We start from the raw sequence: 19,614 nt of genomic DNA, 5'->3' as shown, positions 1-19,614 counted from the left end.
CTTTCTAATTCTCTTTTTTATATAAATGAGGGACCCTGCTTGAAAATATAGGAACATTATTTCTTACTTGAATAACCTTCTCTAGGTCTAAGGCTACGCGTAACGATTCCTCGTTTGACTCGGAACCCTCTAGTAAAATATCTCCCCATGGATCAATTACCATTGACTTTCCACAGAAGGAAACCCCGTCATAACTCCCAATTCTGTTGCAAGAAACAACATACATTTGGTTCTCGATAGCTCTTGCAATTTGAAGATACCTCCAATGAGAGGTACGGGCGCTTGGCCATTCGGCAACAATATGCAATACTTGGGCTCCTTCTAACGCAAGCGAACGAATCACTTCTGGAAAACGCAGATCATAACATATGATTACTCCCATTTTGACTCCCTCAAGCTCAAATACTTCTGGAACAGCCTTACCCCCAGACAAAAAGTTATGTTCATTTAACATAGGTACTAGATGAACTTTGTCATACTCATAAACTAACTCTCCTGATCGGTTATAAACAAAAGAAGAATTGTAAAACTCACCATCAACTTTATTTGCAACTGAACCACCAATTATGTTTACATGGAGTTTTTTTGCTAATTCCTGTAAAAAACTTTTGGTCGGTTCCCCGTGTCGATCAGCATATTGTTCAAGTGAATCAAGTGTATATGCAGTGGTCCATAATTCCGGCAAAACGATTGTATCGGGATTACTTTTCTTCACCTCCTCCTCCATCCACTCTTGTACGTTACGTCTGTTTTCGCTTGGATTCCCAGGTACTATATTCATTTGATATATGGAATACTTCATGACTACCCCCCTACCGAAATGTCTTTGATATCATAATAAGTATCAATATACGCACTATTAACTGGATCAGTTAGTTGCATTTTAAACTTATCGCCATACTTAAATCCGTTAAGCAAAGGAACTGTACCAGAAAATATCACACTATTTTTTAGTTCCACTTTTTTGTTTTGAAGATAGTTTTGTATTTCTTCTAAACTGATAATCGAAGAAATCGGATTTTTTTGGTATTCCAACCAACTACCATTAGTGTAAACTTGCGAGGAGAGCTCTAATTCATCCCAATGACTTATAACACTTTCAACTTTCCACGCTTTTGAGGCACACGGCTTATCACAAACTTGTTTTGACTTATTAATATCAACAGCCTCTAACGAGCGATCAGTATGGTCACTACCCACACTTAGGAAAACGTCATCTTTTGAATCTCCAAAAATTAATACAATTTCAGCTTCTCCACTCGTGTCTCCACCAAGAACTTCAATTTTATTAACCTGATTTAAACTGCTTGTCCGAACTGGAAATAAGGTTGGAACTTCTAATGGTTCCGGAATACCAATTTCAGCAAGCTCTTTTATATGTTCCATTGTTTTTTCTTTGTTTCTGCCTGTATAACCAATGCAATAAACCGAATCTACTTTAATATTCTTGACTTCCCCATCCACTTCAAATGGGTAAAGTGATTTCTCTGTATTCATGATAATCCTCCTCGTATGATAGCGCTTTCTTTAATTATTAAAAAAATTAGTTTGGTTTAACAGTCTTTACAATTTCTTTTGTAATCTCCAAGTGGTCCCTCATTAATTGAGCTGCTTTGTCACCATCATTTACTTCTAACGATTTAATAATTTCCTTGTGTTCCTTCAAAACTTCTATCATTCTTCCATCTTTCATAAGAGCATGATGGCCAATTAATCTTGTTAGATTGTACATATCCTGTAACAACTGACTTAAGATAGTTTGATTTGCGAATTCTAATATTTGTTGATGAAATAGTTGATCTAATTCAATGTACCTTACGCGATCGTCTTCCTTCATTGAAATTTCCTGATTTCCTACTATTTCTAGTAATTCACCTATCTGTTCTTTCGTTACCGTTGAAGCAAGTTTTGTTAATCCTTCTGATTCGATAGCTGATCGCAAGAAAATAATTTGATCTTTTTCATTTTCGGTAATTTCTCTAACGTGAAATCCTTTTCTTGGTATATGAACTAATAAACCTTCTTTTGTTAAATCAGCAACAGCTTCTCTAATAGGAGTTCTGGAGGTTTCTAATGCTTCAGAAAGCATGGTTTCCGTTAATATCTCCTGGTTATTAATTGAGCCAATTAAAATTGCTGTTTTTAGTTTTTCATATACGATTTCTTTTGTTGTTTTATTTTTTTTAATAGGTTGTATCCTCAATTTTTCCATATACTAACCTCTCCTTGTATGATGTATACATAATACATTAAACTTCACAGAATTGTCAATACTAGGCGGAAAATTATAAATGGTTTATGATTCCTGGTTCATTAATAGGTTTTAGTATCTATAAATTCAGACATTCCAATGTAAAGTCCAACTGGTTAACCAACCAGTTGGACTGATGAATGATAGCTAACTACATTGGAATCAATGTAGACTTTCACTTGTATATGTTTTTGGTGGTGTTACCATAAACAGTATTAATAACACCTCAGTATAAAACTGTTATAATCTAGAAATATATCCTCAATAAAAGGAGACAAGACATTGATTGAAGTCTATACAGATGGCGCATCAAGTGGCAATCCGGGAATTAGTGGTGCAGGAGTTTATATAAAAGCAAGGGGAAAAAAGTATGAATACGCGTTTCCATTAGGAGAGATGTCTAACCATGAAGCTGAATTTCATGCTGTTGTGAAAGCATTGGAAATTTGCAGGGAGCAATTTCCAGGTGAAATACTGTCCTTTAGGTCGGATTCAAAGCTAGTAGTAGATGTGATTGAAAAGAATCTCACAAAAAACCAAACCTTTCTTCCCTTGCTTGAAACAATCAGAGAAGAAGCAAACAACTTTCCATTCTTTTTTATCAAATGGATACCTGAAAAGAGTAATAACCATGCGGATCGGCTAGCAAGAGAAGCCATTCGAATGCAGTAATAAATATGTAGGCAATTCTCATATTATAAGATCACCGAAACATACACCGGAAAAAGTATACAAAAGATAACACCTAGTCAGGAAGGGTGGATAACCCTAAACACTTCACACCACCTTAGCTTGGGTGTCGTTAAAATGGATCAGCAGGAGACAATCAGGATTGTACTCCTGTGATTTTTTGTTTATTTTTACAGTAGGCTAAAAACGTATGAGCGGGAATTGACAGGCACCAAACCAACCTACGCTTCAATCCAATTATTCCTAATTGCTAATAAAGCGGCATTTGTCCTATCCGTCACATTTAATTTCCTGAAAATTGATCCAATGTGGTTTTTGACAGTTGTTGGTGATATGAATAGATTATCAGCGATATCCTCGTTACTTGCGCCCTCCACTATTTGCTCCAATACTTCCCATTCTCGTCCTGTTAAAATTTTGCTAGGCCGAATGAACACCTTGCCTGTAACTCTTATATAATCGTTTAAAAGAGTTGGTGCCAAATATGGGTGAATATATTTCCCCCCATTCAGCATACTTTTTATTGCAAATAATAATTCATTTGTCCCCATTCCATGATAAAAATAACCATGTAAACCTAGTTTAAATAACTTAGTTAAGTAATCACTTTCTATATCAGAAGCCCAGGCAGCAATTTTTATATGAGCCGTTGTGTAAAAATTAATTATTTTTGATATATCTATGGCTGTATCCATATCAATGATAAGTAGGTCTGCTATATAGATTTCTTGATAAAGTAAATCTAGTTGTGTCGTACTATATACTGCAAAATTATGATTAGGTAACTTATCCTGTAAAACCTTCAAAATTCCTTCTCGAAGTATACCTGGATCTTTAACTATTGCAATCCTGCTCATTATCAATAGATACCTCTTTCTAAATTAAATCTTATCTTTCAAGTAGTAGCGCATAACGTTACAGCGAATCCACCTTTTCATAATAACTTAATGATTGAGGCCTACCCAGAAAGAATCCCTGACCATAAGGAACACCCAACTCTTTCGCCTTCAAAAAGTCTGCTTCACATTCAAAGCCTTCTAGAATCATCGTAATCTCATTCCCAAAAAGTTGTAACATCATCCTGATTATCTTTTGTTTTGGAAGTGAATTGGATAGGCCTTTTGCAAAGTAGCGATCAATCTTTGCAATGTTTGGTTCAAGTTCTACAATAGATTGTAGCGTTGATTCACCTTTTCCAATATCATCAAGAGCAATTAAAAAACCTTGTTTCTGCAAGTCTGAGATAACTTCTTTCATAACAATTAAATCGGGTACCTTTTCTGCTTCATTTATTTCAAACACGATTGTTCCTGGTTGGAAATTTATAGTTAATATAATACGTTGTAAATTATAATGAAAATCTGGATTAATTAGTGTAGATGGAAATATGTTAATGAATAAATATTTATCACCTAAATCTGATGTGTCCAGTTTGAAAGTTTGAAAAGCTTTTGAAATTGCTTTCATATCCAAATCAAATAGCTGATTTTGTTCCATTGCATACTTAAATAATAATTCCGGATTCCGAAAACCATGTGAGCGAAGTAAAACTTCATAACCATGTACTTCATCATTTGACATGTCCATAATAGGTTGTACGATGTGATGAAAATTGGATTCTTTAATCAACGTCTTCCATTGTGGATTTTCCATTTTATTCGCTACCCTTTCTTTCTTTTGCCGTCAGTTTTTATATCTTGAATTTTGAAATGTTTAAATGGACATTACAGCTGAAATTGACGAACTAATCCGTTTAGTTTTTCTGCTAACTTTGCAAGCTGTTCCGAACTCTCTGAGACTTCTTCCATTGAGCTACTTGTTTGTTGCGAAGATGCAGATGTTTGCTCTACACCTGCAGCCGATTCTTCTGAAATTGCTGCAATCTCCTCAATGGATTTGTTCATATTTTGACTGTTAGCTGCAATATCAGATAAGTTCTCCGATACTGTTTGTATACGTTGTACCATATTTGATACAGCAGAACTTATTCCTTTAAACGTTTCGCCGGTAGTTTTTATTTGAGTCGTTCCTTGCTCAACCTCAATATATCCACCTTTTAACGAGTCAGTTACACTACTCGTCTCGTTTTGAATACCAGTTACAATACCTGTAATGTCAGTCACGGAAACAGATACTTGTTCTGCTAGCTTTCTCACCTCATCTGCTACAACCGCGAAACCTTTTCCGTGTTCTCCTGCTCTTGCAGCTTCAATCGCTGCGTTTAATGCAAGAAGATTTGTTTGATCTGCAATATCTTTGATAACAGAAACTAATTTTGATATTTCTTGAGACTGTACATCCAATCCTTGCACTTTTTGAACAGCATCCTGAACAATTTGATCAATCTTAGCCATTTGATTTGTAGAGGATTCCATTAATTTACTGCCTTCATCTGTCATATCAAGAACTTTGTTTGAAGATTGCTGGATTAATTGGCCATTTTCATTCGTTTCTTGAACCCTAGATGTAAATGAAACCATTACAGAAGAAAGTTCACTTGCACTATTTGCTTGTGTTTCTGAACCTGAAGCCAATTCTTGCATAGTAGTAGCAATTTGTTGCGAACCAGCTTTAACCTCGCTTGCTGATTGCGTTAATTCTTCACTTTGACTCGTAACTGTTTCAGATACTTCAGCAACCTGTTGAATGACGCTTCGCAGATTATCACTCATGGTATTTATGGAAGTAGCAAGTCTGCCAATTTCATCCTTTCCATCATAATCAATCTTCTGAACAGAAAGGTCTCCTTCAGCAATTTGATTACTCATTCCTACTACTTTATTCAGGTTACGTGAGACTGAACAACTAATAAAAAATACGAGTGCCACGCCTATAATAATGGAAGCGATCATAGATGCAACCTGGATTTGAAGCGTTAATTCCTGACTGTTTTTAGCTTGACTACCTGCGAAAGCACGTTCATCATTCACTATTGTCAGAAGACTTTCCAGTAAATCTACTGTTTCTGACCTTAGATTAGTGGCGTCTTTGACATAGTTACTTGCTAAATCTACATAACCATTATCTACTGCTGGAACAACCTTTTTTGTAAATAAATCATTCATTTTCTTGTCATTTACAACAATCTGGTCAAATATTTCTTGTTGTTCAGGGGTATCCATCTTTTTTCTTATGGTAGCTTCGAGTGTGTTAAAATTCTCTCTTCTTGTTTCATATTCATCAGCAAACGCCTGGTCTCCACTTTGAATATAACTTATAATACGGATACTTTTAGAACGGGTTAATGATCCCATTTCTGTAACATCTATTGCTCGTTGACCACGTCGCTCTAATTCATCAACATTGCTACCAATATCATCGATTAATGTTGTAACAACAGCTGTTGAGATTCCAAATAAAACAAATACTAAAACAAGTGTTAGACCATATTTCATACCAATATTCAAATTTTTAATTTTAAACTTTTTAAACATATAGGGTTCTCCTTTTTTTATAGACTAGTTAGTTTAATTAACATAAAAAAATAGGATAGTTCATCTATTTTGCGGACTATCCTATGCTTTTTATTTTACTGTTTTTTCTTATTCTAAAGTTTAAATTGACGAACTAAACCATTCAGCTCTTCCGCTAATTTAGCTAGTTGTTCTGAGCTTCCTGCTACTTCTTCCATAGAACCACTGGTTTGTTGTGTTGAAGCGGACGTTTGCTCTACTCCTGCAGCCGATTCTTCTGAAATTGCTGCAACTTCTTCAATAGACGTATTCATCTTTTGGCTGTTAACTGCAATATCAGAAAGGTTTTCAGATATCGTTTTTATATTAGCTACCATTTCAGTAACAGCTGTACTGATTCCATTAAAGGTTTCACTAGTAGTTTTAATTTGATTTGTTCCTAGCTCAACCTCTGCGTAACCACTTTTTAAAGAGTTCGTTACGGAACCTGTTTCAGTTTGGATATTACCAACTATGCCTGTAATATCCGAAACAGATACAGATACCTGTTCAGCTAGCTTTCTTACTTCGTCCGCTACCACGGCAAAACCCTTACCATGTTCACCAGCTCTTGCGGCTTCAATTGCTGCATTTAATGCAAGAAGATTTGTTTGATCCGCAATATCTTTAATAACGGATACTAGCTTAGAAATTTCTTGTGACTGCGTATCTAATCCTTGTACCTTTTTAACAGCTTCCTGAACAATTTGATCTATTTTATCCATTTGCTCAGAAGAAGACTGCATTAAGTGACTACCTTCAGTGGTCATCCCTACAACTTCAATTGAAGAATGCTGAATGTGCTCACCTTTTGTATTAGCTTCTTGAACTTTAGTTGTAAACGAACTCATGACAGTGGCCAGCTCACTCGCACTATTTGCTTGTGTTTCCGAACCAGATGCCAATTCTTGCATCGTAGTCGCAATTTGTTCTGAACCAGATTTAACCTCATTTGCTGATTGCGTTAACTCTTCACTATGGCTGGTCATTTTTTCGGATGCTTCACCGACGTTTCTAATAATAGATTTCAAATTACCGACCATCTGATTAACGCCAACACTTAATTGTCCAATTTCATCTTTTGTTGTAATGGGTAAATCTTCAACAGATAGATCGTTATTGGCAACGCTTTTGACATGATTTGTAATAGCCACTATATTTTTTGATACCCTGTTACTAAATACAAAAGCTATTAATCCTGAGATTAGAAGTAAAATAGCAATAATAATTACTTGATATGTAATTTCATTTGTCATTTGTTCGTTAAATGACTCCCTTTTTTGCGCCACAAGAGCATCAATATCATCAATATAATTACCAGTACTTATAATATAATTCCATGGTTCAAATGATTGTGAGTATGCTCGCTTTTTGACTAAATGATCTACTCCCGGTTTGTCCCACATATACTCAGAAAACCCATCTTCATTCTCTTTCGTAGCTGCTGAAATAACATTTTGAATTAAATACGTACCCTCTGGATCCTGAATATCGATGCGGTTTGTTCCTTCTTTATCAGGTGTCTCAGGATGTGCTATAAGTACTCCCTCCGTGTCATCAATCCAAAAGTAACCAGTCTCACCATATTTCAATGCCTTTATTAATTTAATTCCTAGGGCCTGCGCTTCCTTTTCTGATAAATCCCCGGATTGGTGGCGCTCATAGGCATAATTCATTAGGGAAAGCGCAGTATTCACTTGTTCCTTTATGCTTGTATCATAATTTTTAATTAAATCCTTCTTATAACTTTGTACCTGGGCGTCATTGCTATTAATGGTAGTAATAATGTTATATGCACCTGTCACACCTGCTAATATAAAAAACAATACAGAAAAAATAAGTAACAATTTCGTTCTGAACTTTTTCATTTGTTTCGGATCTCCTTTTGCTAACTACTATGTACGATTCATTTAACACTTCATTTTCCTTAAAGTTTGAACTTACGAACTAATTCATTTAGCTCTTCCGCCAATTTAGCCAGTTGTTCCGAGCTTCCTGCTACTTCTTCCATTGAGCTACTTGTTTGCTGTGATGATGCAGAAGTTTGTTCAACACCTGCAGCAGACTCTTCTGAAATTGCTGCAATTTCTTCAATCGATCCATTCATTTTATGGCTGTTAGTTGCAATATCAGATAAGTTTTCTGAGATTGTTTCTATGTGTGTAACCATTTCATTAACCGCTGTACTAATTCCATTAAATGTTTCACCAGTAGTTTTGATTTGAGTTGATCCTAATTCAACTTCTGCATACCCCGTTTTTAATGACTCCGTAACGGTACTTGTTTCATTTTGTATGTTACCAACTATGCCTGTAATATCTGTAACAGATATAGATACTTGTTCTGCAAGTTTTCTCACTTCACTCGCTACCACGGCAAAACCTTTCCCATGTTCACCAGCTCTTGCGGCTTCGATGGCTGCATTTAATGCAAGAAGATTTGTTTGATCCGCAATATCTTTTATGACCGAAACCAGCTTCGATATCTCTTTAGACTGCACATCTAAACCCTGCACCTTTTGAACGGCATCCTGTACGATTTGATCAATCATTGCCATTTGTTTCGTAGAAGATTCCATTAACCTGCTACCTTCATTTGTCATGCCAAGGACTTCATTTGATGATTGTTGAATATGTGTCCCTTTTGTATTTGCTTCCTCAACTTTAGTAGTAAATGTGCTCATATTCGAAGCCAGTTCACTTGCACTAGTTGCTTGTGTCTCTGAGCCAGAAGCCAATTCTTGCATGGTTGTCGCAACTTGCTCAGATCCAACTCTTACCTCGTTTGCTGATTGGGTTAATTCTTCGCTTTGACTTGTTACAGAACCAGAAACCTGATTTATTTTGCTTAATAATTCACGGGTATTACGATTCATTTCATTGGTTGCTGCAACAAGCTGACCAATCTCATCTTTTGAATTTGTTTCTAGGGCATCCTGGCTTAAATCGCCACTTGCAAGTAATTTCATTCGCTTCATAACGGTCACAATCGGTTTTGTGATTATCCTCGAAGTAAGAAGTGCAATAGCTAACCCTAGTACTACAACTAAGATGGACACTACTATTCCTACAAGCGCTGTCGCTTTTCCACTAGATAAACTATCTTTTCCCGCTTCATTTATTAAATTTTCTCTAGTTACGGCCATTTCTTCAAATCCAGTCATTATTTCACGTGCAAGAGGTTTAACCTCAGTAGACAAAATTTCCATTGCATTCTCTTTATTTCCACGGTCATATTCCGCAAAAACTTCATCTAACGCAGTTCCCCATTCCACTTTTTTCGCAATAAGGTCTTTTACCTTTTGTGAATTACTTAACTTTAGAACTTGTTCCTCAAGTTTGATACTTTCTTCTATTTGACCGTTAAATTCATTCCTAAATTCATTATCTTCATATAGTAAAAAACCACGTACTAATGCTGTTCTATGTGCCATATTGTAAGCAATCTTTTCATCCGCAATTAACAATGGAAGTTGTTTATTTACAATTTCTTCTGTTTCATGATTGATTTTTTCAAGTGCGAAATAATTATATCCGCCAAAAATAAGAACCAATAAAATGATTAGTGAAAAACCGAATAAGATCTTTGTTTTTATACTTTTAAAGTTTATTAATTTCTTCAATGTTGAACCTCTTTTTCTCTAAGTGTTATTTTAGTACTTTATCCACTGCTTCTTTAATTCGATCAGGAGTAAAAGGTTTCACAATAAAATCACTTGCTCCAGCTTGAATAGCATCAACAACCATCCCCTGTTGCCCCATAGCTGAACACATAATAATCTTGACGTTAGAATTTAATTTCTTAATTTCTCTAACCGCTTCTACCCCATTCATCTCCGGCATGGTAATATCCATGGTGATAAGATCTGGTTCTAATTCCTGATATTTTTCGACCGCATCACGACCATTTTCTGCCTCGCCAACTATCTCATGACCATGTTTTATTAAATTATCTTTTAATTGCATTCGCATAAACGCTGCATCGTCCGTTATTAATATCCTCGCCATTGTTGTTTTCCCCCTACGTATTAATTCTCTACTACCTCTTGAACCTCGTTTATTTCATCAAGATTTAAAATACATTCAAAATCTAATAGTATTAAAAGTTTGCTTTCTAATTTTGCTACCCCTTTTATGAAAGCTTCATTAACACCGCCAATAATCTTAGGTGAAGCTTCTATTACTGCCGGGTCGATGTCGATAACATCCGTTGCTGTGTCAACAATCAATCCAACTTGAACAGTATTGATATCCACGATTAGAACCCGCGTTTCACTGGTTAGAGTCGTGATACCTATTTGCAGTCGTTCCTTTAAATCAACCACAGGTGTAATATCACCACGAAGGTTTATAACACCCTTTATAAAGTCAGACGTACCAGGAACTTCGGTAACGTCTTCCAGTCTTTCTATTGAACGAACATGTTGTATATTGACACCATACTGTTGCTCCTTCAATTGAAATACAATAACTTTTAATAGCTCTTCCATTCGTAAGTCCCTCTTTTCTACTTGATTAATGCATTAGGATCGATTATCAGCGATATGCGCCCATCCCCTAGAATGGTAGCTCCTGAAATAGCATGTACATGACGCAAATAATTGCCCATTGACTTCAAAACAACTTCCTTCTGGCCAATCAAGGAATCTACCAGTAATCCTGTCATTCTGTTTCCCTTTTTAACTACGACAATCGAGTAGTGTTGTTCATCTACTACTTGATCCTGTGGAACCGCAAATACTTCTTTTAAAGATACAAGGGGTATCACTTCGTCCCTAAAGTTCATTACCTTTTGCCCATGTACATACATGATCTGTTCTTCTTGCATTAACACTGTTTCCACGATCGAAGTAAGTGGTACTGCATAGGTTTCTTTTTGAACCTTAACTAACAAGGTTGAAAGGATAGAAAGTGTCAAAGGTAATTGAATGGAAAATTTACTCCCTTTTCCTGAATCCGACTCGATGAATATACTTCCACCAAGCGATTCTATTTTACTTCTTACCACATCTAAGCCAACACCGCGTCCTGATATGTCAGTGATTTCATCGGCTGTGCTAAACCCAGATGATAAGATCACCTGATAAACCTCTTCATCAGAAAGAGCTTCAGCTTGTTCATGTGTGAATAATCCATTTTCAATAGCCTTGGCAACTACCTTATCCCGATTGATTCCAGCACCATCATCTTCTATTTCAATAAACACATGATTACCACTATGAAAGGCCCGTAAATGTAACTTCCCTTCTTCTACCTTTCCAGATTGTTTCCGTTTCATTGGTGCTTCAATGCCGTGATCAATCGAGTTTCGAATTAAATGGACTAAAGGATCACCAATTTCATCGATAACAGTTCTGTCGAGCTCCGTATCTGCTCCGATAATTTCCAGGTTGATTTTTTTATCTAAATCTTTCGCTAGTCCCCTTACCATACGTGGGAATCGGTTAAACACTTGTTCAATTTGAACCATTCTCATGGATAATATCAAACTCTGCAAATCCCCCGAGATTCTAGACATGTGTTCCACCGTTTCTGTTAATTCCTGGTTTTCCATTTTCTTTGATAGATCTTCTAATCTACCTCGGTCGATGACTACCTCTTCAAAAAGATTCATTAACTCATCGATACGATCACTGTTCACACGAATTGTTTTTGATGAAATTGACCTACCATTTTCAGGTTCTTCACTAACCTTTTCTAACTTATTTTGTTCGATAGTTTTCTTTTGCTCCAAGGCAGAAAAACTAGCTAATTCGACTTTCTGAACCTCTGAGATCTTATGTATACGAGCTTGAATAGCTTCAGGTTGCTCCATTGTTAAGAAAACAATGGAGAAGTCTTGTTCAAAATTCTCATCTTCTAATTCCACTACAGAAGGAACGGATTTAATAACCTCGCCTAAATCTTTCAATGCTTCAAAAACCATGAATACACGTGCCGCTTTTAACATGCAATCTTCCGTTAGTCCAACTGTTATGTGAAATGTTTGGAAACCTTGTTCTTTTGCCTGTGAAACAACCGTAAGTTGATATTCATCTAATTCCATATTCGTAATAGTAAGCTTTTTCTCTACAGTAGTGCCGTTTTCTATTTGCTCTAAACGAGTAACGAGACCTGAGACATCTTTCTTCCCATCCGCGCCTTCTGAAATCGCACCAACCATTTCCTCTAAATACTCAATTGCGTCAAAAGTTACATCAATTACCTCAGCACTTACAGCTAAATCATTAGTACGAATTTTATCAAGCACATTTTCCATCTGATGTGTTAACGATGCTATGTCCATAAATTCCATTGTTGCAGCCATACCTTTTAACGTATGAGCGGAGCGGAATATTTCATTAACAATCATTAGATCTTGTGGCTGCTTTTCCAGTTTTAAAAGATTGTCATTAACCGCTTGTAAATGTTCGCGACTTTCATCAAGAAACATTTCTATGTATTGATTGGTATCCATTTGATACCTCCATTCTTGTCTCTATTAATCTAGTAGTAAGTAGATTTCCATTTCTCCAATCTGATCGAAGCTCACTGTAACTTGGATGGCCTTTTCAAAACCTGATAATGTCGTATTACCTTGAATAATTGTCGGGGAAGTGATATCTGTATTGATTCCCTCTTTAACGATATTCGTAGAAAGACTTCCAGCTACCATATTGCCTAATTCCCCGCTAAAGGAAGCAAGCATTTCTCCATCTATTGGCATCCCAAACATTGATTCACCAATAGAGCCAAAGATAGTTGTATCCCCAGATAAAACTAATTTTCCTTTTACATCCCCTGTAATACCAATAAGAACACCAAACTGAATATGTAAATGTTGTTTTAATAATTGAGGTTTAGCAATCTCATGTTTAATAGGGACTACCGTTTTTAAAGATGTATACGTCCCGTTTAATAATTCTTTAACGGACTTATTTCTTTCCTCTACCGTAATGGTCAATAGAACCACTCTCCTCTGATTTAAATAAAATTCCACAAAAAAATTGACTATCCTAAGTACATAGAACAGCCAATAGATTCTAATATATAAATATTAAAAACCGAATTTGGTAACCAGGCAATCGTAGTGTTTAGGATTTATGACAAATCCTCACGTTAGACCCTAAGCTTTGCGTCCCACCCTTTCGAATAGTTTGCCTTTATCTTCAATAATAGTACTTTTTAACTGGTTCTTTAGTATGATAATCCATTTTTATCCAAAATTCAACAACAATCGACTATTTCTTTCAAAAAAGTATAACTTATACATACTGGTAATTTTTCATGCACTTCTATACTAGTTACCTGGCAACGGGTACTGCATTAATATATGCTAATTAATCCAGTACAAATCCGCAATGAGTCCAATATTGGCCCGCTAATCGTTGTTGGACATGAAATCTTGGAGAAGCTTCTTAAGGCAGAGGAAAATAATTTTAGAGGTAAAAAAGTAATTGATCGAACATATTAAGTGCGCTGTCATCTTTACAACGGATAACCGATAAAAGTATACTATTTGATCGCATAGGTGAAAAAAACTACACATCTCTTAACGAGTCTGTGTAGTTCCTGTTTAGGGTGGTAATAATTGACACTACCTTAACCCTAGCTCTCTAGATCCTTCGAGAGTCTATTTGCTGAAACGGCATAATATTAATTCGTAAATCTCTTTGGATTAAGATGCTCAATCGAATGGGAGGTTTCCCCATCTATGATAAGATCTGCTGCAATCGATCCGATAACAGGGGCCATTTTAAATCCATGTCCTGAAAAACCACTTACTAATAATGTATTTTCCATTCCTGGTGCATCGCCAACAATTGAATGATCATCTTGTGTGTAACCATCCATATAAACACTGGCTCGAACGGGATCAGGTATTAGATCAGGAATTAATTCCTTAACCGCATCACTGACTTCTATCATTTCTTCCAGAGAAACATCACGGTCAAGAGATCCTGGTTCGGGAACGATTCCTGGATTTTTCGTATTTGAAGCTTTCACCATCGTTCCATCTAGTGTTGGTGCACCCGTTAATCTAAATTCTTTTCGCATGCGGGCAAATATCGGAAATTTATCAGGTTTAAAATCATCGATGTTTTTTGCTGCAAACCATGTTAAGACTAAACGTCGTGCCGTTATTTTGTTTTCTAATTTCGGAATGAGTTTTCCGGTCCATGCTCCTGTAGTAACCAATACTTTACCTACCCGATACTTTTTTCCATTAGCTAAAATAGTGACACCATCGCTATCTGGAAGGACCTCTTCCACTTTTGAATATCGGTGAATTTTTGCCCCTAGAGCCTCTGCTTGATTTGCAGCTGAAATAGCTGCTAACTCAGGTCGCATAAAGCCAGCATTCTTATCTAGGACCATTATATCTTCAGGAAATAATCGGTGTTGAGGATATCGACTTTTAGCCTCATTCCCATGAATAACCTCATGTTCTAAATTAAAATCTTCTATCGATCGAAGTACATTCTTTATCACTTCCGTATTGGGGTCACCGATCATTAACCCTCCATTTAGTGTTAATAGACTTTTATCTGTTTCCTGCTCTAATTGCCTCCATAATTTACGAGATTCTTGCAATAATGGTACATATTCCTTTCCCTCCATATACGCTGTACGAAACAGGCGGGATTCTCCTCCGACAGCTGACCGATCATTCCCGACTCCAAATTGTTCAAACCCTAAAACAGAAACACCCCTTTTAGCAATCTGCCATAGAGCCATGCTTCCCATAGCCCCAACGCCAATAACTGCTACATCAGCATCCATCATCTCACCTCATTAGTTTTTTATTTATTACGTTAATTTAGACTACGCCTCTTTCTTATTTATTTCTAAATCATTGACACGGTTTTTATCTTTAAACAAATAATTAAACAAAATGAAACCTACTAATGAACCTAGTATACCGAAACCTACATAAGGTATATTGGTACCAATAATTTGTGCAACTGCTGCACAAGATATTCCTAACAACATACTTCCAATTGCACCTTTAGCATTTAATAGGTTCGATTTTCTTAGAATAAAGCCTCCAAAAATTGGTACTAATAATCCTGATGCAGAATAGGCATACGTTGCAACTAACCACCCTAAAGCCTTGGGATAATATAACGCTAAAATAACCGCCAGTACTATTACTATAACGGACATCATCCGTGATAACTTCAATAACTTACGATCACTAACTTTTGGATTAATGTAAGATTGATAAATATCCGTTGTTATATTAACTACAACTGATTGAACAGCACTACTAACAGTTGACATAATCGTGGCAATAATAAACGATGCATAGATAGCCATAAACCAAAGTGGAAGTTGAGTTAAGAACCACCCTGAAGCCATTTCTGGATCAGTTAAATCAGGATTCATCGAAAAAATGGCAATTCCCATAAATGATGCCCAAAAACCGCTGATAACTCCCACTATTGCAGCAATGATAAAACCTTTTTTCGCGACACTAGGACTACTTGCAGCATAAATACGCTGGTAGGACATCTGATTCGTCAATGCCCCAGGGAAAATAGCCAAAATCCAAAATATAATCGTCATCGTTCCAACTGCACCGAACCCTTCTGGAAAACTAATCATAGATTCAGGTACTTTCGTTGATATTTCAGACCATCCTCCAGCAAGATTTAAAACATAAAATCCACTTACTATTGTCATGACTACCATTGCACAGCCAAAAATAAAATCAGTCCACGCGACAGAAGTCAATCCACCAGGCAGTACAAATAATAGACTAATAGCAGCGAAGATTACTATCAGTGTAGTAAAACCAATACCTGTTATCTCTGAAAATAGACTTCCAAAAGCAACCAATTGCGTACATAACCATCCAAATGGAACAACAATAGCTAAAAAGGTAACGATACTCATCATTATTTTATGGTCACCGTATAGTTTTTTAAAAATTTCCGGCATCGTGGTAAACTTATGCTCTTTTAGCCAATTAGCAAGTAATACCAGAATAACAATACCTATGGAATACAGTACATTATAGGTTACAGCCGACCAACCAGCACTATAGCCTATTCCTATATGAGCAACTAATACACCGCCCCCCATGCCTGTAGCAAATTGAGTTCCTGCTACTACATAAATAGGTAACGATCTCCCCCCGACTGTCCAGTTTTCACTGCTTTTATTCCTTCTGCCAATCCAAAATGAGAAGATAGCTGCACCTGCCAAAACTACAATAGAACTTAATACAATTACCAAAGTAGCACTCATTTTTTACCTCCTACTAATTTATTAATATTACCTTACGTTTTTTTTATAAAAAATTAGTATAGTAAAAGTCATGTTGTGTTTATATCTTCTTTATACAGAAGCCTTAAATTCATTAAAACGATCAATCCTTAAACGCTTTAAATCGATAGAGGTATCCCCTTCCATTAAAAGCTCCGTCATTAACGTTCCAACTAGAGGGGACAACGTAATCCCACTATGCATAACAGCAAGAAATGCATTATCAATCGTAGGAATCTTGCCTATGATTGGGAACCCATCATTTGGTATTACTCGAATTCCTGAAAAACAGCGTACTATATTTGCTTTTGCTAGATCTGGCAAATAGTCAACAGCCATCCTTGCTGTATCCTGAATTACATCTAGTGTAGTTCTCCGGTCATAGCCCACCTCCTCTTTTGAATATCCAATCAAGACTTCTCCATTGTCAGCTTGTCGCATCCCCCCGATAGTATGTTTGATTAGTGGTGCCAATGGTTCTGTAACTATTATTTGCCCCCGGACTTGCTTCACCGGAATATCTACTCCTAACAGTTCTCCCAATCCTTTCGTCCAAGGGCCTCCGGCTATAATCAATTGTTTGGCAAAAAAGATGCTGTCTTTAGTTGTGATTGTAAATTTCCCATTCTGTTTTTCAATACCGATAACCGGATTATAAAAAGAGAACTCTACATCGTTCTTTTTAGCTGCTTTAATATAAAGTTCGACCAAGCGAAACGGATTCACATTTCCATCAATTTTGCTAAACGTAGCACCGGCAATAGTTGGAGATAATGCGGGTTCTTTTTCTAGTACTTGCTCACGATTTAATACTTCAATCTCAATTCCAACTTCCGCCTGTTTTTCCGCAAGCCTTAGCGCTTTCTCTCGGTCTGCTTCATCAAAAAATGGAGCAATACCACCAGTACGCTTATATTCCACATCTCCAATTTTCCTTTCGAGAAAGGGATATAATTCCGCGCTATACATACTTAGTTCGCCATACCATGATGGTGTTTTATTATGAACCCAAACCCAAGCTTGAGTAGATCCTGATGTTCCAGATAAAGGGAATCCTTTATCGATTACTAAGATGCTCTTCTGTCTGCTTTCAGATAGATGAAAAGCAATACTACTCCCTATTACGCCACTTCCAATAACTACAATATCGTACTGATTAGTCATTATTCGCTTCACCTTCTTTTGGGGCTGACTCGCTAAAAACTGAAATTACACTTGAAGATTCTTTACTACCAACTAATGCACCGATCCGGGTTATTTTTAACGGCATTCGCATTTTCGATGGACCAATGTCACTCAACGGTTTATTGGTTAATTCACTGATGATTCGTTGAACCAAACTTGTGCATATCTTCGCTTGACATGGCCCCATACCACACCTCGTTATTCTTTTAATGTCGTCAAAGGTATGTGCCCCCATTTTTATCGCTGATTCGATTTCATCAATATTGATTTCTTCACACCTACAAACGATTGTTGATTTGTCCATTTAACATTCCTCCAAGCTCAATTCAAATAACGATGATGATTGTAGGTTTGTTTCTTCATGAAAACCTTTAATTAAAGCCATTCGTGCATTAAATGCCTCCCTCGAATCCGCAGTTTCTATACAATAGAGCTCCTTCCACAAAGATGCTCTTCTCTCTGTTGCTATTTCCTCACTTAACAGACCTAAGGATTCTGTCACACTGACTGCTGCAATTTCTCCTGTTAATAGAATGGCACCCATACTGGTGATTCCAGCTGCATTTCCAGCTACATATGTGGAAGGTTTGCTTGTTTCCATCACTATAGAATATTGGGGTAACCACCCTCCAAGGCCAATTTGATATGTAAAACCACAATTCAGTATTTCGAAGGGTTCTAAAATCGGTGTCACACCTTTACCAATACAAACCAAGTCTGTATTGATTTCTTCTTCCACACCGTTATGATTTAGAATCACCTTCTGTACCTCACCAAAACCTGTTGCATTTGCAATGAAACTATTTAAATAGATAGGGATACCATCTTCCTTTAATAATTGAATCGTTTTTTCATGATTACTAGCTAATTGACTATCACTTTCAATAATTCCTTGTATAGCTACACCACTTTCTTTTAATTGTTTAGCAACTTCTAACGAAAAAGTATTCGATCCTAAAATAAGTGCATTTTTACCTGGGAGTACATATTCACGATTCATTAATATTTGGGCAGCTCCTATAGTCATAACTCCTGGCAAGGTCCAACCGGGAAATACACTTGCCTCCTCGGCCGCACCAGTTGTAATAATAACTTTCTTAGCAGTGATCGGAATCGTGTTCACCCCATTTGAAACGCCAATTCGCCCATCCTTATACGTTCCTATCATGGTATGCTTTAGTAAAATCGTTACGTTTAAGGGTAAGAGCCGTTCAAGTAATGTCTGGGCAAGTGTTGTACCTCTTTGTCTTTCAAATTGCTTTGGGAGGTTACCTAATAGTTGCGTTTGTTGTCTTAATTGCCCACCTATTGAAAATGATTCGTCAACGACTACCGTTTTTACACCATTTGAAGCCGCTTCATATGCAGCATTTAAACCTGCTGGACCACCACCAATTATTAATAAATCAGTCTCCATTTTTCCCCCTCCTAACATTAGGGTCACCATTAGTTGAATCGACTTTCATGCCCTCTTCCACAAGGGTCATGCAGCTAAGCACATGATCTAAACCATTTATAGAAACAAAACAGCTACAACATCTGCCGTTTGCACAAAACAACCCTCTAGACTGTTGCAGCTTTCTACTAATTCCGAATTTCTTCATACCATTTGCTATTAATGCCGACGCTACCGTTTGGCCTTTCTTAGCTTTAAGCAAATTTCCATTAAAATAAAAAGATACTTCCTTTTCAATGTTTTTTCCTAGAATTGGATGAATGAAAGTGTTCATTCTGAAAGCCTCCTAATATTATAAAGTTATAATATTATAATCTTAATTGAACCGTT

At 36.6% G+C, this 19,614-nt stretch carries 20 protein-coding genes and 1 riboswitch; of the genes, 2 read left to right on the top strand and 18 right to left on the bottom strand.

Features of this window, described 5'->3' with window-relative positions; genetic code table 11:
* Nucleotides 1-4: 4 nt before the first annotated feature.
* The 3 genes from AC3G7N_RS00445 to AC3G7N_RS00435 are packed head-to-tail and all read right to left on the bottom strand — an operon-like array spanning nt 5 to nt 2,212.
* On the bottom strand, nt 5-802 hold the full coding sequence (locus AC3G7N_RS00445; protein ID WP_489420162.1) for a carbon-nitrogen family hydrolase: 798 nt from the start codon (nt 800-802) through the stop codon (nt 5-7).
* A gap of 2 nt (nt 803-804) precedes the next feature.
* Nucleotides 805-1,497: a DUF2848 family protein gene (locus tag AC3G7N_RS00440; protein WP_489420161.1), complete on the bottom strand. Its 693-nt coding sequence runs from the start codon at nt 1,495-1,497 to the stop codon at nt 805-807.
* Between the two features lie 46 nt (nt 1,498-1,543).
* The gene (locus AC3G7N_RS00435; protein WP_489420160.1) at nt 1,544-2,212 is read right to left on the bottom strand and encodes a GntR family transcriptional regulator; all 669 of its coding nucleotides are present in this window, start codon (nt 2,210-2,212) and stop codon (nt 1,544-1,546) included.
* Nucleotides 2,213-2,533: 321 nt separating this feature from the next.
* On the opposite strand from AC3G7N_RS00435, the gene AC3G7N_RS00430 reads away from it, so the two are divergent.
* A complete protein-coding gene (locus AC3G7N_RS00430; protein WP_489420159.1) occupies nt 2,534-2,923 on the top strand; it encodes an RNase H family protein in 390 nt (129 codons plus the stop codon).
* Between the two features lie 239 nt (nt 2,924-3,162).
* Here the strand turns inward: AC3G7N_RS00430 and AC3G7N_RS00425 are convergent, their stop codons facing one another.
* The 9 genes from AC3G7N_RS00425 to AC3G7N_RS00385 form a co-directional block, all read right to left on the bottom strand.
* A complete protein-coding gene (locus AC3G7N_RS00425) occupies nt 3,163-3,798 on the bottom strand; it encodes a response regulator transcription factor (RefSeq protein ID WP_489420158.1) in 636 nt (211 codons plus the stop codon).
* Between the two features lie 58 nt (nt 3,799-3,856).
* A complete protein-coding gene (locus AC3G7N_RS00420; RefSeq protein WP_489420157.1) occupies nt 3,857-4,594 on the bottom strand; it encodes an EAL domain-containing protein in 738 nt (245 codons plus the stop codon).
* 71 nt (nt 4,595-4,665) lie between these two features.
* Nucleotides 4,666-6,375 (bottom strand): methyl-accepting chemotaxis protein, encoded by a 1,710-nt coding sequence (locus AC3G7N_RS00415; protein ID WP_489420156.1) that lies wholly within the window; start codon nt 6,373-6,375, stop codon nt 4,666-4,668.
* Between the two features lie 113 nt (nt 6,376-6,488).
* Entirely contained in the window at nt 6,489-8,261 is a 1,773-nt protein-coding gene (locus AC3G7N_RS00410) for a methyl-accepting chemotaxis protein (RefSeq protein ID WP_489420155.1), read from the bottom strand.
* A 59-nt stretch (nt 8,262-8,320) separates the two neighbouring features.
* Entirely contained in the window at nt 8,321-10,015 is a 1,695-nt protein-coding gene (locus AC3G7N_RS00405; protein WP_489420154.1) for a methyl-accepting chemotaxis protein, read from the bottom strand.
* Between the two features lie 25 nt (nt 10,016-10,040).
* On the bottom strand, nt 10,041-10,400 hold the full coding sequence (locus AC3G7N_RS00400) for a response regulator (RefSeq protein WP_489420153.1): 360 nt from the start codon (nt 10,398-10,400) through the stop codon (nt 10,041-10,043).
* A 20-nt stretch (nt 10,401-10,420) separates the two neighbouring features.
* Nucleotides 10,421-10,882: a chemotaxis protein CheW gene (locus tag AC3G7N_RS00395; protein WP_489420152.1), complete on the bottom strand. Its 462-nt coding sequence runs from the start codon at nt 10,880-10,882 to the stop codon at nt 10,421-10,423.
* 17 nt (nt 10,883-10,899) lie between these two features.
* Nucleotides 10,900-12,849, bottom strand: coding sequence for a chemotaxis protein CheW (locus tag AC3G7N_RS00390; RefSeq protein WP_489420151.1), 1,950 nt, complete (start codon nt 12,847-12,849; stop codon nt 10,900-10,902).
* A 24-nt stretch (nt 12,850-12,873) separates the two neighbouring features.
* Entirely contained in the window at nt 12,874-13,344 is a 471-nt protein-coding gene (locus AC3G7N_RS00385; RefSeq protein ID WP_489420150.1) for a chemotaxis protein CheX, read from the bottom strand.
* 96 nt (nt 13,345-13,440) lie between these two features.
* A riboswitch (cyclic di-GMP riboswitch) is annotated at nt 13,441-13,543 on the bottom strand.
* Between the two features lie 161 nt (nt 13,544-13,704).
* On the opposite strand from AC3G7N_RS00385, the gene AC3G7N_RS00380 reads away from it, so the two are divergent.
* A complete protein-coding gene (locus tag AC3G7N_RS00380) occupies nt 13,705-13,845 on the top strand; it encodes a hypothetical protein (RefSeq protein ID WP_489420149.1) in 141 nt (46 codons plus the stop codon).
* A 182-nt stretch (nt 13,846-14,027) separates the two neighbouring features.
* Here AC3G7N_RS00380 and solA read toward each other — a convergent pair whose 3' ends face one another.
* From solA to AC3G7N_RS00350, 6 genes are all read right to left on the bottom strand, one after another.
* Nucleotides 14,028-15,155 carry an N-methyl-L-tryptophan oxidase gene (solA, locus tag AC3G7N_RS00375; RefSeq protein ID WP_489420148.1) on the bottom strand — a complete coding sequence of 376 codons (1,128 nt, stop codon included), beginning with the start codon at nt 15,153-15,155 and terminating at the stop codon, nt 14,028-14,030.
* Between the two features lie 42 nt (nt 15,156-15,197).
* A complete protein-coding gene (locus AC3G7N_RS00370) occupies nt 15,198-16,625 on the bottom strand; it encodes a sodium:solute symporter family protein (RefSeq protein ID WP_489420147.1) in 1,428 nt (475 codons plus the stop codon).
* A 90-nt stretch (nt 16,626-16,715) separates the two neighbouring features.
* Complete coding sequence (locus AC3G7N_RS00365; protein ID WP_489420146.1) at nt 16,716-17,807, bottom strand: NAD(P)/FAD-dependent oxidoreductase; 1,092 nt, start codon at nt 17,805-17,807, stop codon at nt 16,716-16,718.
* Nucleotides 17,800-18,132, bottom strand: a complete 333-nt coding sequence (locus AC3G7N_RS00360) for a (2Fe-2S)-binding protein (protein WP_489420145.1) — start codon at nt 18,130-18,132, stop codon at nt 17,800-17,802. The genes AC3G7N_RS00365 and AC3G7N_RS00360 overlap by 8 nt, the downstream gene beginning before the upstream one ends.
* On the bottom strand, nt 18,133-19,245 hold the full coding sequence (locus tag AC3G7N_RS00355; RefSeq protein WP_489420144.1) for an NAD(P)/FAD-dependent oxidoreductase: 1,113 nt from the start codon (nt 19,243-19,245) through the stop codon (nt 18,133-18,135).
* The gene (locus tag AC3G7N_RS00350) at nt 19,235-19,558 is read right to left on the bottom strand and encodes a (2Fe-2S)-binding protein (protein WP_489420143.1); all 324 of its coding nucleotides are present in this window, start codon (nt 19,556-19,558) and stop codon (nt 19,235-19,237) included. Before AC3G7N_RS00350 ends, AC3G7N_RS00355 begins: the two co-directional genes overlap by 11 nt.
* Nucleotides 19,559-19,614: the final 56 nt, after the last annotated feature.

The organism is Virgibacillus carmonensis, assembly GCF_057836705.1.
This window is presented reverse-complemented; position numbering and strand designations above follow the sequence as displayed.